This window comes from Antarcticimicrobium sediminis (assembly GCF_004348975.1).
Classification (GTDB): domain Bacteria; phylum Pseudomonadota; class Alphaproteobacteria; order Rhodobacterales; family Rhodobacteraceae; genus Antarcticimicrobium; species Antarcticimicrobium sediminis.
Window position 1 is genome coordinate 646,562 of record NZ_SMFP01000001.1, and the last position, 12,627, is coordinate 659,188.

Below are 12,627 nucleotides of genomic sequence, written 5' to 3' on the forward strand. Positions count from 1 at the left end.
TGTGAACAGGGCAAAGATGCCCTGCCGGGGCCGACCTGCAAAGCCCCCCTGACGCGGTTGTGATGCAGGCGGAGCAAAGCCCCGCCTGCGCGTCGGCCAATCAGCCGGTCAATGGGTCAGCGAAGCATACAGCGCAAGCGCCGCCGCGTTGGAGACATTGAGCGAGCCAAACCCGCCGGCTGCATCGATCTTGACCACGTGATCCACGGTTTCCTTGGTCTTTTGACGCAGCCCCGGCCCCTCGGCCCCCAGCACAAGCGCCACAGGGCGATCACGGCGCCCGTCCAGTGCCGCCTCGATGGTCTGGTCGGCCTCGCCATCCAGCGCGAGCACCAAAAACCCCATGCCCTGCAACTCGATAATCGCATCGGACAGATTGCGCACCCGCAGATAGGGCTGCCGCTCCAGCGCACCGCTGGCCGACTTGGCCAGCGCCCCGGTTTCGGGCGCGGAATGGTGGCGGGTGCCGATCACGGCGCTGGCACCCAGAACCTCGGCGCTGCGCAAAATCGCCCCCACGTTGTGCGGATCGGTCACCCGATCCAGTAGAATCACCCGTGGCACCGCGCCCTCGGCCTCACGCCCGATGCAGACCTCTGTCAGGCTGCCCCAGGACAACGGTTTGACCTCAAGCGCCGCCCCCTGATGCACCGAACCAGGGTCGATCGGCGCGGTGAACCGGCGCGGATCGGCCTCTTCCGGCGTGATTTCAGCCGTAGCGATGGCATCGGCAAGCTTGTCCTGCGCGTTGCGCGTGACGATCAGGCGCAGCTTCTCCCGTTTGGGGTTCAACAGCGCATCGCGCACTGCGTGCAAACCGAAAAGCCACACGGTCTCGGAGCCGGCAGATTTGCGCGCCTGTTCCTTCTCGACCACCCATTTTGGTTTCTTCATCTTAGCCCCCGGCTCTACATTTGCGCCGGGTCAGCCCGGCGGCGGAATTTCCTGTTGACGCCCCTTGGACGCGCTTGTAATCACGCCGACACAACGGGCGCAACAGCGCACGTGGATGGGCGACAGGCCGCAAGGTGTGGCAGGGGACTGTAACTCCCTCGCGGAGACGCACGCCTGGTTCGATTCCAGGGTCGCCCACCATCCACCCCTTTCTTGATGACCCCATTAGGTGGTCATAGCGGGCTGCGGCGCAAAGCGTGATGCCTCGCCCTGCGCTGCCCCCCTGCCGCGCAAGACTTAACCCGAATTTAGCGTTTTTGCCCCCCCAATCCGTGCAGGCACGCAATCGGGGGATCTGCCAATGAGTGGAAACAAGCTAAAGATCGGGATCTGGTCCTTTCTGGTTCTGGCCTTGGTGATCTTTGTCGCCGCGCGGCTGATCATCAACACCCGCCTCTACGTGACCGAATCAACCCTGACGGCCACTGCCGAATCGGCCGCACAGACTTGGTACGATCACGACGTGCTCCATATGGACAAATTTGCGGGTCTGGCCGCGCTCGGCGCACAGGACAGCGTGGAGATCATCAGCCGGCACGGTACGATTGAATTCGGAAATGTCTTTTATTACCGAATCTACGACAAATTGGGGCGGCTGGTATTGCTGTCCTCACGCGGCGCACTCGCAGCGAAGCATCCCCACCCAAACCCACCGTTGCCTCCGACCACGACCGCCGAGGATGCCGCGCAGATCCGGGCGGTTCTGTCTGACGGCAAGGTGGTGACCCAAATCACCGACGGCTGGAAACAGAGTGACCATGACTTATACGTCTCTCGCAGCGTCCTGCCGATCAAATCGAACGGGGAAATTATCGGTGCCGCAGAGGTGTTCGTTGACATCTCGGCCAGTCGCGCCACGATCTACCGCGCGTTTCGCCAGTTCAGCGAGACCTTGGTGGTGATCCTGACGCTGGCCAGCTTGATCCCGATCGGTGCCATTGCCTATGCTTGGTACCGGATGTCCGTATTGAACAAGGATCTGGCGCTGGCACGCGACGCGGCGCGACAGGCCGAAGATGTAAAATCGCAATTTCTGGCGAATATGAGCCATGAAATCCGCACCCCGCTCAATGGGATCATGGGCATGTCGGAACTGCTGAACGAGACCGAGATGACCGATGAACAGCGCAGCTATTCCGCCACGATCCTGAACTCCTCTTCGGCGCTTCTGACCATCATCAACGACATATTGGATTTTTCCAAGATCGAGGCCGGCAAGGTCAAGATCGAGCCACAGCCCTTTGACCTGCACAATTGCGTGCAGGACGCCGCCGACCTGCTGTTTCCCGCCGGCAACGGCAAGGGGGTCGAACTTTGCGTCGACTTCCAGAAACCGCTACCGGCATGGGTGGTCGGGGACGAGGCGCGGCTACGGCAGTGTCTGCTGAACGTGGCTGGCAACGCGGTCAAGTTCACCGAGAGCGGGCACGTGACAATCCGCGTCAGCGAACAGGAGGGAGACAGGGTCGAAATCGCGGTCAGCGATACCGGGATCGGCATCCCGCAGGACCAGATCGAAACGATCTTTCGTGATTTCGAACAGGTGGACGGCGGCGACACCCGCAGCCACTCCGGCACCGGGCTGGGCCTTGCGATCACCCGGCGGCTGCTGCGGCTGATGGGGGGCGACGTCTCGGCGGAAAGTACGCCGGGGCAAGGATCGGTGTTTCGCATGATCCTGCCGCTGCCCGCCACCGCCCCGCCCGAACACGTCCAGGTCGACACGCCGGTCTTCTTCCTTGATCCCAGCGCGCTGGCTGGCAAGACGGCGGTGGTGGTGGATGATCTGGAAATCAACCGCCGCATCCTGACCGCCCGGCTGGCAAGCTTTGGCATGCAAAGCCTCGCCTATGACAGCGCCATCGCGGTCCTGGCCGCGCTGAAAACCGGGCGCCAGCCTGTCCCTGACATCTTGATCTCGGATCATCATATGCCCGGCATGGACGGGGCCGAATTGTTGCTGGCGCTGCGCGCGCGGCCGCACACGGCAGAGCTACCGATCGTGGTGCTTTCCTCGGGCGATCTGGAGGGGCTGCGCCCGGCCCTGACCCGCGCCGACATCGAAAAATGTCTCAGCAAGCCGGTACGCACCGATCTTCTGTTCAAGACACTGTGCAGCGCGATGGGGCTGAGCGGTATAGCGCCAACGGCGGAGCATACCTCCCCGCCCCCCTCGACACAGACACTGCCGGACATCATCGCCCTGCGGGTCTGTCTTGCCGAAGACAACAAGACCAACCAGTTCATCGTGCAAAAGATGATCGGCAATCGGGTGGCCCGTTTCACCACATGGGACAACGGCCAGGAGGCGGTCGACAACTACCTGAGCGAGCGGCCGGACCTGATTCTGATGGATTTCTCGATGCCGGTCATGGGCGGATTGACCGCCACCAAAGAGATCCGCGCGCTTGAACGTCGCGCCGGTCTCTCGCCCTGTGTTATCGTGGCGCTGACCGCGCACGCCATGGCCGAGGACCGCGATCGCGGCGATGCTGCAGGGATGGACGGGTTCCTGAGCAAACCGATCCACAAGGCGGAGCTGATCAGCACCCTTGATGCGGCGCTGGACCGGCGGGCCGCACCGGCGAAACAGCGGCCACGCGACGCGCGCAGCGCCGAGTGAGTCGCCTCAGCCGCCCTGCCCCATCCGCTGAATCCGGATCCAGCTTTCCGAACCGGGGCGCGCGAGTTCGTCCAGAATGTCGAAATGGTCCCGCCCGGGACAGCGCGTCAGGCTGATGCGGCGCAGCTCGCGCCCCCAGAGCAGGGCCAGCGCCTCACTTTGCTGGCGAAAGGCATCGGGTTCCTCCGCGCCGATCAGCAGATGCACCGGCCGGTCGGCGGCAGGCCAATAAAGCAGCGGTGAGAGCCGCTCCGCCTCGCCGGGGCTGAGCCCCATCTTGTCATTGACATAGGACGCCGCGACCGGGGCCAGATCATAGACCCCGCTGACCAGAACATAGCCCGCCATCGCCCCGGCCAGCGGCTCGCCGCCCAGACCGGTCAGAATGGCGGCAGCCAGATGCGCCCCCGCCGAATGGCCCACCAGCACAATGCGGTCCGGGTCGATACCATACTCAACCGCATGGGCCCGCAGATGGATCAGCGCCGCAGCGATCTCGTCCACGATCTCCGACAGCGTGGCCTCGGGCGCGAGCGTATAGCCCAACCCCACATGCGCCCAGCCCGCCTGCGCAAAGGGGCGGGCGGCAAACCCGGACCACGCCTTGGAGCCCTCTTGCCAGAACCCGCCGTGAATAAAGGCAAGACAGGGCAGGCCCGCAGCGCCCTTGGGCGCGGTCACGTCATAGCGCTGGCGCGCGCCCGGACCATAGGCCACGTCGCGCCAGCGCCGCAACGCCCCGTCAGCATCCAGCGAAGCCGTCTCTGCCGCGTGCCGCGCCAGCACGCCGGTGAAATCCTTGGCCGATTGACTGGGCGAAAGTTGCCGGTCAAGCTCGGCCCGGTTGAGACGGGTATAGGGAACGCGCATCGTGATCCTTTTCGCTTGCCATGATCCTCGGGGCGCGCCGAGGGATACGCGCTTTGTCCAACTTGGAAAAGGGTGGAAAATCCTGTGGCGCAAACCCCCTCGACGGGGCCGCCGCCGCGGGGCTAGGGTGCGCGCAACACAACCGAAAGGCCGCCGATGACCCCGGAAACGCTGCAGAGCATCCTCACCGAAAACTTTGCCCAATGGGTGCGGGCGCTGGACATGACGGTGCAGGAGGCTGACGCAGACCATGTACTGATGCGGATGCCGCTGGGCGATCATCTGGCGCGGGTTGGTGGCATCGTTTCGGGTCAAGCGCTGGCGGCGCTGGCCGATACCACCATGGTGCTGGCCGCCGTGGCCCATGCTGGCCAGTTCAAACCCTTTGCCACCACCGACCTGCACACCCAGTTCCTGCGCCCCGGCACCGGCAGCGCGATCCTGTGTCAGGCCCGGATCATCCGGGCTGGCAAGGCCTTGGTGTTTGCCCGCGCCGAGATGACCGGCGCGGATGATGGCAAGATGGTCGCCAGCGCCACCGCGACCTTTTACGCGCCCTGAACGCCGTGCGCCGTGCCATCCGCCTTGTCAGCGCGCTGACCGCTCTCGCGGTTCTGGCCAGCTGTGGCCGCCCCCTGACCGAGCGCGAGATGGCTTTTGCACAAACCCTACAAGGGCGCGACATGGCGCTGGACCGGGTGCGGTTGGTGCGCGGTGCGCCCGTGGGCACGATCACCTTTCACCGCAAACCGCGCCCGCCGGTCACCTGCCGCGAGCGTATCGCGCCCCCCGAAACGGACGCAGTCATCACCACCCGACCGGCGGCGGTGACCCTGTTCAACCGCATCTTCTTTTCCAAAGAATGGTATGTCGCGGACTACACCCCAACCTATCCTGACCAGCTTTATCTGGTCGAGGCGATGCTGCTGGCGCATGAGCTGACCCATGTCTGGCAATGGCAGAACCGGGCGCGCACGGGCTACACGCCGCTGCGCGCGGCCGCCGAGCACGGGGCGGCGGATCCCTATCTGTTCGATCTGACGGCCGCGCCCCGGTTCCAGAGCTTTGGCTATGAGCAGCAGGGCGCAATCGTCGAGGAATTTGTCTGCTGCCGGGCGTTGGCACCACAGGCGGCGCGCACAAAGCGGCTGCACCAGATGTTGTCGCAGGCCTTTCCGGTGGCGCCGCTGCCAAAAACGGGGCGCGAAAGCGACGTCTACCTGCCTTGGAACGGGGTAAAGATCGAGGGCATCTGCGACTAGAACGGCAGCCCCCTGAAGGGGCGCGCGGGCCCTAGCCTTCCTCAGCAGTCTGGATACCTTCCAGATAGATCAGCAGCGCCGCCAGCGGGCGCGGCGTCGGGGTCAATGTCCCGTCAACCTCGACCGGGACCAATTCGCCCTCCAGCAGGGCACCGAATTCCGGCATGATGGAGGCCGGGACCGAGCCATGCCCATAGCCGTCGATCCGCGACAGAACCCGCGCGCGGGGAAATTCACCGCCATTGCGGGCGGAAATCCGGGTCAGGTCCGGCGCCGCCTGACCGCCCGCCAACCGCCCCCCCTGTCCGTGATAGTCGTGGCAGGCGGTGCAGTTGTCAGCAAAGAGCATCGCCCCCTCTTGCGGCCCCGGCATCTCGTCGGAAACGCAGGCCGCCAACAGGAACAGGGCGGGGGCGACACTTAGCAGTTTGCGTGGCATGGGGTCCGTTACTCACTTTGCAGGGATTGCAGATAGGCCAGCAGATCCACGATCGGCTCGGACGTCATGATCGGCTGACCACTTGCGGTCTTCACCGCCTTGCCCTGCCCTTCAAAGAAAAACCCATAGACCGGCATCGGGCTGCCATGGCTGACCAGCGGATCGCGCCCGTCGATGCGCTTGATCACACGCTCGGTCGGAAAACTGCCGCCGTTTTTCGCGGCCAGCGCGCTCAGGTCGCTGGGCTGGATCACCAGCACCCCGGCCATCGGCCCCTGCCCGCTGCCCTCGATCCCGTGGCAGGTGGCGCAATGCACACGGTACAGCTCGGCCCCCTCTTTCACGTCCTGCGCCAGCGCCGGCACCGCCGCAACAGCCAGAACGAGCCCGAAAATCCCTTGAACAACACGCATGCGTTTTCTCCCTTGCCTCAGATTACAAGACCACAATTTTGTTGGAAACTCAACACACTCACCCGGTCACGCCCGCCCAGTCACCCCCACGCTAAGGGGTGACATTCCGATGCCCGCCAGACCTTGGGCACAGCCCAAGCCACAGCCTTACCACATGCAGCTTGAACCGCAGGCGCGGACCGATCAATGACACAGATCAACGCATCGTCTGTTCGGCCTATGCGGCAACAACCATCCCGTTTTCCAGCCTCAGCACCCGGTCCATCCGCGCCGCCAACCCCATATTGTGGGTGGCGATCAGCGCGGCAAGGCCGGTTTCCGCGACCAGCGTCATCAACACGTCAAACACCCGGTCCGAGGTGTCCGGGTCAAGATTTCCGGTGGGCTCGTCCGCCAGCAAAAGGCGCGGACGGTTGGCCAGTGCCCGGCAAAAGGCGACGCGCTGCTGTTCGCCCCCCGACAGCGCGGCGGGGCGGTGATCGGCCCGCGCCGACAGGCCGACGCGCTCAAGAAGTTCAGCCGCCCGCGCGCCAGCCTGCGCCCGCCCGGCACCATCGGCCAGTTGCGGCAGGATCACGTTCTCGGCGGCGGTGAACTCCGGCAGCAGGTGGTGGAACTGATAGATGAACCCCACGTCGCCCCGGCGCACGGCGGTGCGCGCACCATCGCCCCGCCCGGTCATATCCTGCCCGCCGATCAGCACCCGTCCGGTGTCAGGGGTGTCGAGCAGCCCAGCGATATGCAGCAGCGTCGATTTCCCCGCCCCCGAGGGCGCAACCAGCGCCACCGTCTCGCCCGGGGCGATCGTCAGATCAACGCCGCGCAGCACCTGCACCTCGCCCGGGGTGCCAAGGTTATAGCCCTTGGCGACCGCCTCCAGCCGCAATGCCGCGTCGTGCACAGGCTCATTCACCGCATCACTCATAGCGCAGTGCCTCCACCGGGTTCATCCGGGCGGCGCGTCGGGCCGGAAAGATGGTGACCACAAAGCTCAACCCCAACGACAGCGCCACCGCCTTGAGCACGTCCGAAAGATGCAGCTCGGCCGGAAGCGCATAGATGCCACGGATCGCCGGATCCCAGACGCCGCCGCCCATCACATAGTTCACAAAGGAAAAGATCGGGTCGATATAGATCGCAAACAGGCACCCCAGCGCCACCCCCATCGCGGTGCCGATCACCCCGGTAAACGCGCCGCAAATGAAGAACACCCGCAGGATCGAGCCCTCGCTCAACCCGATGGTCCGTAGGATGCCGATATCGCGCCCCTTGTTCTTGACCAGCATGATCAGACCCGAAACGATGTTCATCGCCGCGATCAGCACCAGGATCGACAGGATCACGAACATCACGTTGTCCTCGACCTCAAGCGCGCGCAAAAACCCGCCAGAGGCATCCCGCCAGGTCCAGACCTGGGCCCGCTCTCCCGCCGCCTGACGCAACGCCGGGATCAGATCCTCGACCTGCTCGGGGTGTTCGACCATCACTTCGATCTCGTCGGCCGCCCCTTCACTGTTGAAATAGGACTGCGCCTCGGCAAAGGGCATGTAGACGCGGGTGCGGTCGATGTCATAGCGCCCGGCGGTAAAGATATAGACCACGTCATAGGCGTTCACCCGTGGGCTGGTGCCAAAAGCGGTTTTCACCCCTTCGGGTGAAATCAGCTTGATGCGGTCGCCCAGCGTCACGCCCAACTCGCGCGCCACGCCCGATCCTATGGCAAGACCGGCGGGAAAATCGACCAGATCCCCCAGCGCCTGTTCGCCCCCGGCGATCGCGGGCAATGTGGCAAGGTCGCCAGCGTGGATGCCAAACACCTCGACCCCGGCATTGCGGCCACGATGCGCCGCCATCACCTGACCGCGCACCAGCGGCGCGGCGCGGGTCACGCCCGGCACCTGCGCCAGTCGCACGGCTAGGGCGGCAAAATCAGGAATGGAGCGGTCGATCCGCCCCTGATCGGTGATCTGGCCCTGATTATAAACCGTGACATGCGCGTTCGCGCCCAGAATCGTCCCCACGAATTCCGAGCGAAAGCCCGAGCGCACCGCCAGCGTTGCGATCAGGGCAAAGACCGCCAGCGTGATACCGATCAGGCTGATCCAGGTCATCACGCTGACACCGCCCTCGGCCCGGCGGGCGCGCAAATAGCGCCAGGCGATCATCCATTCAAAGGGGGCAAAGGGGGGCGTGCGATTGGCCACGTCAGCTCCTGTTCAGTTCGCGGCGGACAGTGCGGCGAACACCGTAGGAGGGTCAAGCGGCAACCTGCGCAGGCATGCTCGCGCGCCCCTGCCCGACGCCTTTTTCTGGCAATTGTCCCAGCGCCGCGCTAGCCATGACGTGTCGATAGGAGGGTGCCGACCATGCCGACCGGGCTTTTGATCCTTCTCTACCTCGTCGCGGCCCTGCTGCCGCTGGGTCTGGCTTGGGCGCAAGGGCTGACGCCACGCCCGCTTGTTGATGAACTGGCCTCGGGGGCGGGGATTCTCGCGCTGACGGTAATCCTTGCCGAATTCCTGTTGTTGGGCCGCTATCGCTTTGTGGCGCGGCGGCTGGGCACCGACATCGTGATGCGCATGCACCAGCTGCTGGCGCGCGGGGCGGCGATTCTGGCGCTTGTGCATCCCTTTCTCTACACCACCCGCCGTGCGCCAGCGCCCGACTGGGACAGCCATCGGCAATTCTTCGTCACGGCGGATTTCTCGGCGCTCTGGCCCGGCATCATCGCTTGGCTGCTGCTGCCCGCGCTGGTGCTGATGGCGATCGGGCGCTCCACGCTGGGGTTTCGCTACGAGACCTGGCGGATGCTGCATGGGCTGGGCGCCGCCCTGATCGCGGGGTTCGCCGTGTTGCATGCCCTGCGCGCCGGTCGCTACAGCGCCGATCCGGCGATGAGTATCGTGTGGCTCGCGCTGCTGGGCATCGCGCTGTTCGCGCTGGCCTATGTCTATGTTCTGACCCCACTGGTGCAACTGCGCCGCCCCTGGCGGGTAAGCGCGGTCACCCCCGTGGCCCTGAAAACATGGGAGGTTTCGCTGCGCCCCGCGCGCAATTTCCCCTTTCGCTATCACGCCGGGCAGTTTGCCTGGCTCAACATTGGGACAAACCCGTTCGGCCTCTGGGAAAACCCGTTCTCAATCAGCTCGGCCCCCTCGGCCGGGCCTGAACTGCGCTTCCTGATCAAGGAGCTGGGCGATTTCACCGATACCATCGGACAGATCAAACCGGGCTGCCGCGCCTATCTCGACGGCCCGCATGGGCACCTGAGCGTCACCGGTCACAGCGCCCCCGGCATCGCCCTGATCGCGGGCGGCGTCGGGATCGCGCCGATGCTCGCCACCCTGCGCGAGCTTCACGCGCGCAACGATCCCCGCCCCACGGCGCTGATCTATGGCAATCGCACCGAAGAACAGATCGCCTGCCGCGCCGAGTTGGAGAGCATCGCAAGCGAGCACGGCACCCGCCTGACCCATGTGCTCAGCGCACCGCCCAAGGACTGGCACGGCGCAACCGGGATGGTATCACCCGATCTGTTGCGCGCCCATTTCAGCGACCCCGAACACAAGCGCTGGCTCTACGTGCTCTGCGGCCCGGCCCCGATGCTGGAGGCGGTGGAGGATGCCTTGATCGAGCTTGGCATTCCGTCGCGCAACATCCTGTCCGAAAGGTTCAGCTATGATTAGATGGCTGTCGCGCCTGCCGTTGCGGCGGCGCATCGCACTGGCCTTTGCCGGCCTGAACGCTGTGGGCCTGCTGGCCCTGCTGGCCTTTGCCTTTCGCGGGCTGTTCTAGGGCCCAAACCCCACGCATTTCCAAAGGCGGACCGGCCAGCCCCGGTTTGTGGACAGTCTGTGCATAACTCAGGCGCCAGCGCCCTAAATCGCCTTAATTGAGCCCCACAATCCACAGAATAGACATATATTTCTTGTGTCGCGCACTGGCTCTTGTGAGCTTACCATTTGCGAACCTGGGGGACAGGAAAGCGGAATGGAGGACAAAATGCTCCCGACACCAACACGGCACGCGGTGGCCACCCAGGCCTCGGCGACCAGCACGGCCCCAGCCCAGGCCCAACCAGACGCCGCGGATCCCGACAGCCCCCCGATCGACAGTGAATCGGCAACCCTTCTGCGCTGCTGGCTCCAGCCGCTGATCGCTGGCGCGTCCAGTTGGGTGGACCTGAACGACACCTTGGGAAAACATGGCTACGCGCTGGCCTTCCGCGAGGGGCGGCTTTGCCTGACCCGTGGCCCGGGCGGGGCCTGCATCTGTTCGATGCGTTATCTCGGCGCGGGCCTGCGCGAGCTTTCCGCGCGCCTTGGCCGTCCCGCCGTGCGCCCCCTGCCCGGCCTCTCCGCCGCCGGGGTGCTCTGCGCCCGACCGCGGGGCTGAGCCAACAACAAGGGCCGGCCCCCTGTGGACCCGGCCCCGCTTCTTCTTGTTGTAAATACTCTCGCCGAAGGCGTCCCCGGCCGAGGCGACCGCCCCCGCCGAACCGCCTACATCCAGGTGTGGAACGACCGTTTCGCCATCGGCTCCCAATGGGGCGAGGCCTCGTGATGCGGCTGATAGATCTCGGCCACCTTCTTGACGGCCTCTTCCGCGCTCATCTCCACGCTCTCCCCGGTGCGGCGGCTGGTCAATTCCACCACCCCGTTCTTCAACCCGCGCGGGCCGACCGTGATCCGCCACGGCAGGCCGATCAGATCCATGGTCGCGAATTTTCCGCCAGCGCGTTCCTTGCGATCATCATACAGCGGATCCAGCCCCACGGCGCGCAGCGCGGCATAGATCTGATTGCAGGCCGCATCCACGTCCTCATCGCCCTGCTTGAGATTGACGATGCCGCAATGGAACGGCGTCACGCCCTCGGGCCAGATGATGCCCTTGTCGTCATGGCTGGCCTCGATGATGGCGCCGACCAGACGGCTGACGCCGATCCCGTGGCTGCCCATGTGAACCGGCACCGGCTTGCCATCCGGCCCCTGCACCGTGGCGCCCATCGGCTCGGAATACTTGGTCCCGAAATAAAAGATCTGGCCAACCTCGATGCCACGCGCGCTGCGGCGACGGGCCTCGGGGATCTGGTTGAACAGCGCCTCGTCATGGGTTTCATCCGTGCGGGCATAAAGCGCGGTGAATTCCTCCATGATCGACTGGCACTGGGGTTTGTCGTCATAGTCGATCTCGCGCGCGCCCAGACGGATATCGGTCACCGCGTTGTCATAAAACACCTCCGACTCGCCGGTATCGGCCAGCACCAGGAATTCATGGGTGTCATCGCCGCCGATCGGGCCACTGTCGGCGCGCATCGGCAGCGCCTGCAAGCCCATCCGCTCATAGGTGCGCAGATAGCTGACCAGATGGCGGTTATAGGCGTGCAGCGCATCCTCTTTCGTCAGGTCGAAGGTATAGCCGTCTTTCATAAAGAATTCGCGCCCCCGCATCACGCCAAAGCGCGGGCGGATCTCGTCGCGGAATTTCCACTGGATATGATACAGCGTCAGCGGCAGATCCTTGTAGCTGCTGACATGGGCGCGGAAGATGTCGGTGATCACCTCTTCATTGGTGGGCCCATAGAGCATGTCGCGCCCGTGCCGGTCGGTAATCCGCAGCATTTCCTCGCCGTAATCATCATAGCGGCCCGATTCCCGCCACAGGTCCGCCGATTGCAGCGTCGGCATCAAAAGCGGGATATGCCCGGCGCGCTGCTGCTCTTCATGGACGATGTTTTCCAGCTTGCGCAGCACCTTGAACCCCAGCGGCAGCCAGGAATAGATCCCTGCGGTCTGCTGTTTGATCATGCCAGCGCGCAGCATATAGCGGTGGCTGACGATCTGGGCCTCGGCGGGGTTTTCTTTCAGAACAGGCAGAAAATAGCGGCTCAGGCGCATGGATAATCCTTCCGGGAACGCTTTTTTTCGGGTCTAAGCCAATCCGGGCGGGCAGGCAATCGGCAAGACAATCGCCCCGTCGATCACTGCAGCCCCCGCGCACGTCGCGAAACGCCGACCTTGCAACGCCCGCGTCAATGGGCGAAGGAATGGAGGGCACAATCAGGGG

Annotated in this window: 12 protein-coding genes and 1 tRNA gene; 6 read left to right on the forward strand and 7 right to left on the reverse strand. The window is 64.6% G+C overall.

Annotated features, from left to right (window positions below; genetic code table 11):
- Positions 1–108: 108 nt before the first annotated feature.
- Positions 109–894, reverse strand: a complete 786-nt coding sequence (gene rlmB, locus E1B25_RS03080; protein WP_132827181.1) for a 23S rRNA (guanosine(2251)-2'-O)-methyltransferase RlmB — start codon at positions 892–894, stop codon at positions 109–111.
- Positions 895–1,011: 117 nt separating this feature from the next.
- Between rlmB and E1B25_RS22075 the strand changes: the two genes are divergently transcribed.
- Positions 1,012–1,095: transfer RNA gene (locus tag E1B25_RS22075), tRNA-Tyr, on the forward strand.
- A 160-nt stretch (positions 1,096–1,255) separates the two neighbouring features.
- Complete coding sequence (locus E1B25_RS03085) at positions 1,256–3,577, forward strand: response regulator (RefSeq protein WP_132827182.1); 2,322 nt, start codon at positions 1,256–1,258, stop codon at positions 3,575–3,577.
- 6 nt (positions 3,578–3,583) lie between these two features.
- On the opposite strand, the gene E1B25_RS03090 is transcribed toward E1B25_RS03085, so the two are convergent.
- On the reverse strand, positions 3,584–4,447 hold the full coding sequence (locus E1B25_RS03090; RefSeq protein WP_165937539.1) for an alpha/beta hydrolase: 864 nt from the start codon (positions 4,445–4,447) through the stop codon (positions 3,584–3,586).
- A gap of 156 nt (positions 4,448–4,603) precedes the next feature.
- On the opposite strand from E1B25_RS03090, the gene E1B25_RS03095 reads away from it, so the two are divergent.
- Both E1B25_RS03095 and E1B25_RS03100 read left to right on the forward strand, forming a co-directional pair.
- Positions 4,604–5,008, forward strand: a complete 405-nt coding sequence (locus E1B25_RS03095; RefSeq protein WP_132827184.1) for a PaaI family thioesterase — start codon at positions 4,604–4,606, stop codon at positions 5,006–5,008.
- 89 nt (positions 5,009–5,097) lie between these two features.
- On the forward strand, positions 5,098–5,709 hold the full coding sequence (locus E1B25_RS03100; protein ID WP_245510598.1) for a hypothetical protein: 612 nt from the start codon (positions 5,098–5,100) through the stop codon (positions 5,707–5,709).
- 31 nt (positions 5,710–5,740) lie between these two features.
- Here E1B25_RS03100 and E1B25_RS03105 read toward each other — a convergent pair whose 3' ends face one another.
- From E1B25_RS03105 to E1B25_RS03120, 4 genes are all read right to left on the reverse strand, one after another.
- Complete coding sequence (locus tag E1B25_RS03105; protein WP_132827185.1) at positions 5,741–6,148, reverse strand: c-type cytochrome; 408 nt, start codon at positions 6,146–6,148, stop codon at positions 5,741–5,743.
- Between the two features lie 8 nt (positions 6,149–6,156).
- On the reverse strand, positions 6,157–6,561 hold the full coding sequence (locus E1B25_RS03110; RefSeq protein ID WP_132827186.1) for a c-type cytochrome: 405 nt from the start codon (positions 6,559–6,561) through the stop codon (positions 6,157–6,159).
- Positions 6,562–6,778: 217 nt separating this feature from the next.
- Positions 6,779–7,486: an ABC transporter ATP-binding protein gene (locus tag E1B25_RS03115; protein ID WP_206338491.1), complete on the reverse strand. Its 708-nt coding sequence runs from the start codon at positions 7,484–7,486 to the stop codon at positions 6,779–6,781.
- Entirely contained in the window at positions 7,479–8,765 is a 1,287-nt protein-coding gene (locus tag E1B25_RS03120; protein ID WP_132827187.1) for a lipoprotein-releasing ABC transporter permease subunit, read from the reverse strand. The genes E1B25_RS03115 and E1B25_RS03120 overlap by 8 nt, the downstream gene beginning before the upstream one ends.
- A 162-nt stretch (positions 8,766–8,927) precedes the next feature.
- Here E1B25_RS03120 and E1B25_RS03125 point away from each other — a divergent pair, with 162 nt between their 5' ends.
- Complete coding sequence (locus tag E1B25_RS03125; RefSeq protein WP_132827188.1) at positions 8,928–10,247, forward strand: ferredoxin reductase family protein; 1,320 nt, start codon at positions 8,928–8,930, stop codon at positions 10,245–10,247.
- A 316-nt stretch (positions 10,248–10,563) separates the two neighbouring features.
- Positions 10,564–10,956, forward strand: coding sequence for a hypothetical protein (locus E1B25_RS03130; RefSeq protein ID WP_132827189.1), 393 nt, complete (start codon positions 10,564–10,566; stop codon positions 10,954–10,956).
- Positions 10,957–11,063: 107 nt separating this feature from the next.
- On the opposite strand, the gene proS is transcribed toward E1B25_RS03130, so the two are convergent.
- Positions 11,064–12,458, reverse strand: coding sequence for a proline--tRNA ligase (gene proS, locus E1B25_RS03135; protein WP_132827190.1), 1,395 nt, complete (start codon positions 12,456–12,458; stop codon positions 11,064–11,066).
- Between the last annotated feature and the right edge of the window lie 169 nt (positions 12,459–12,627).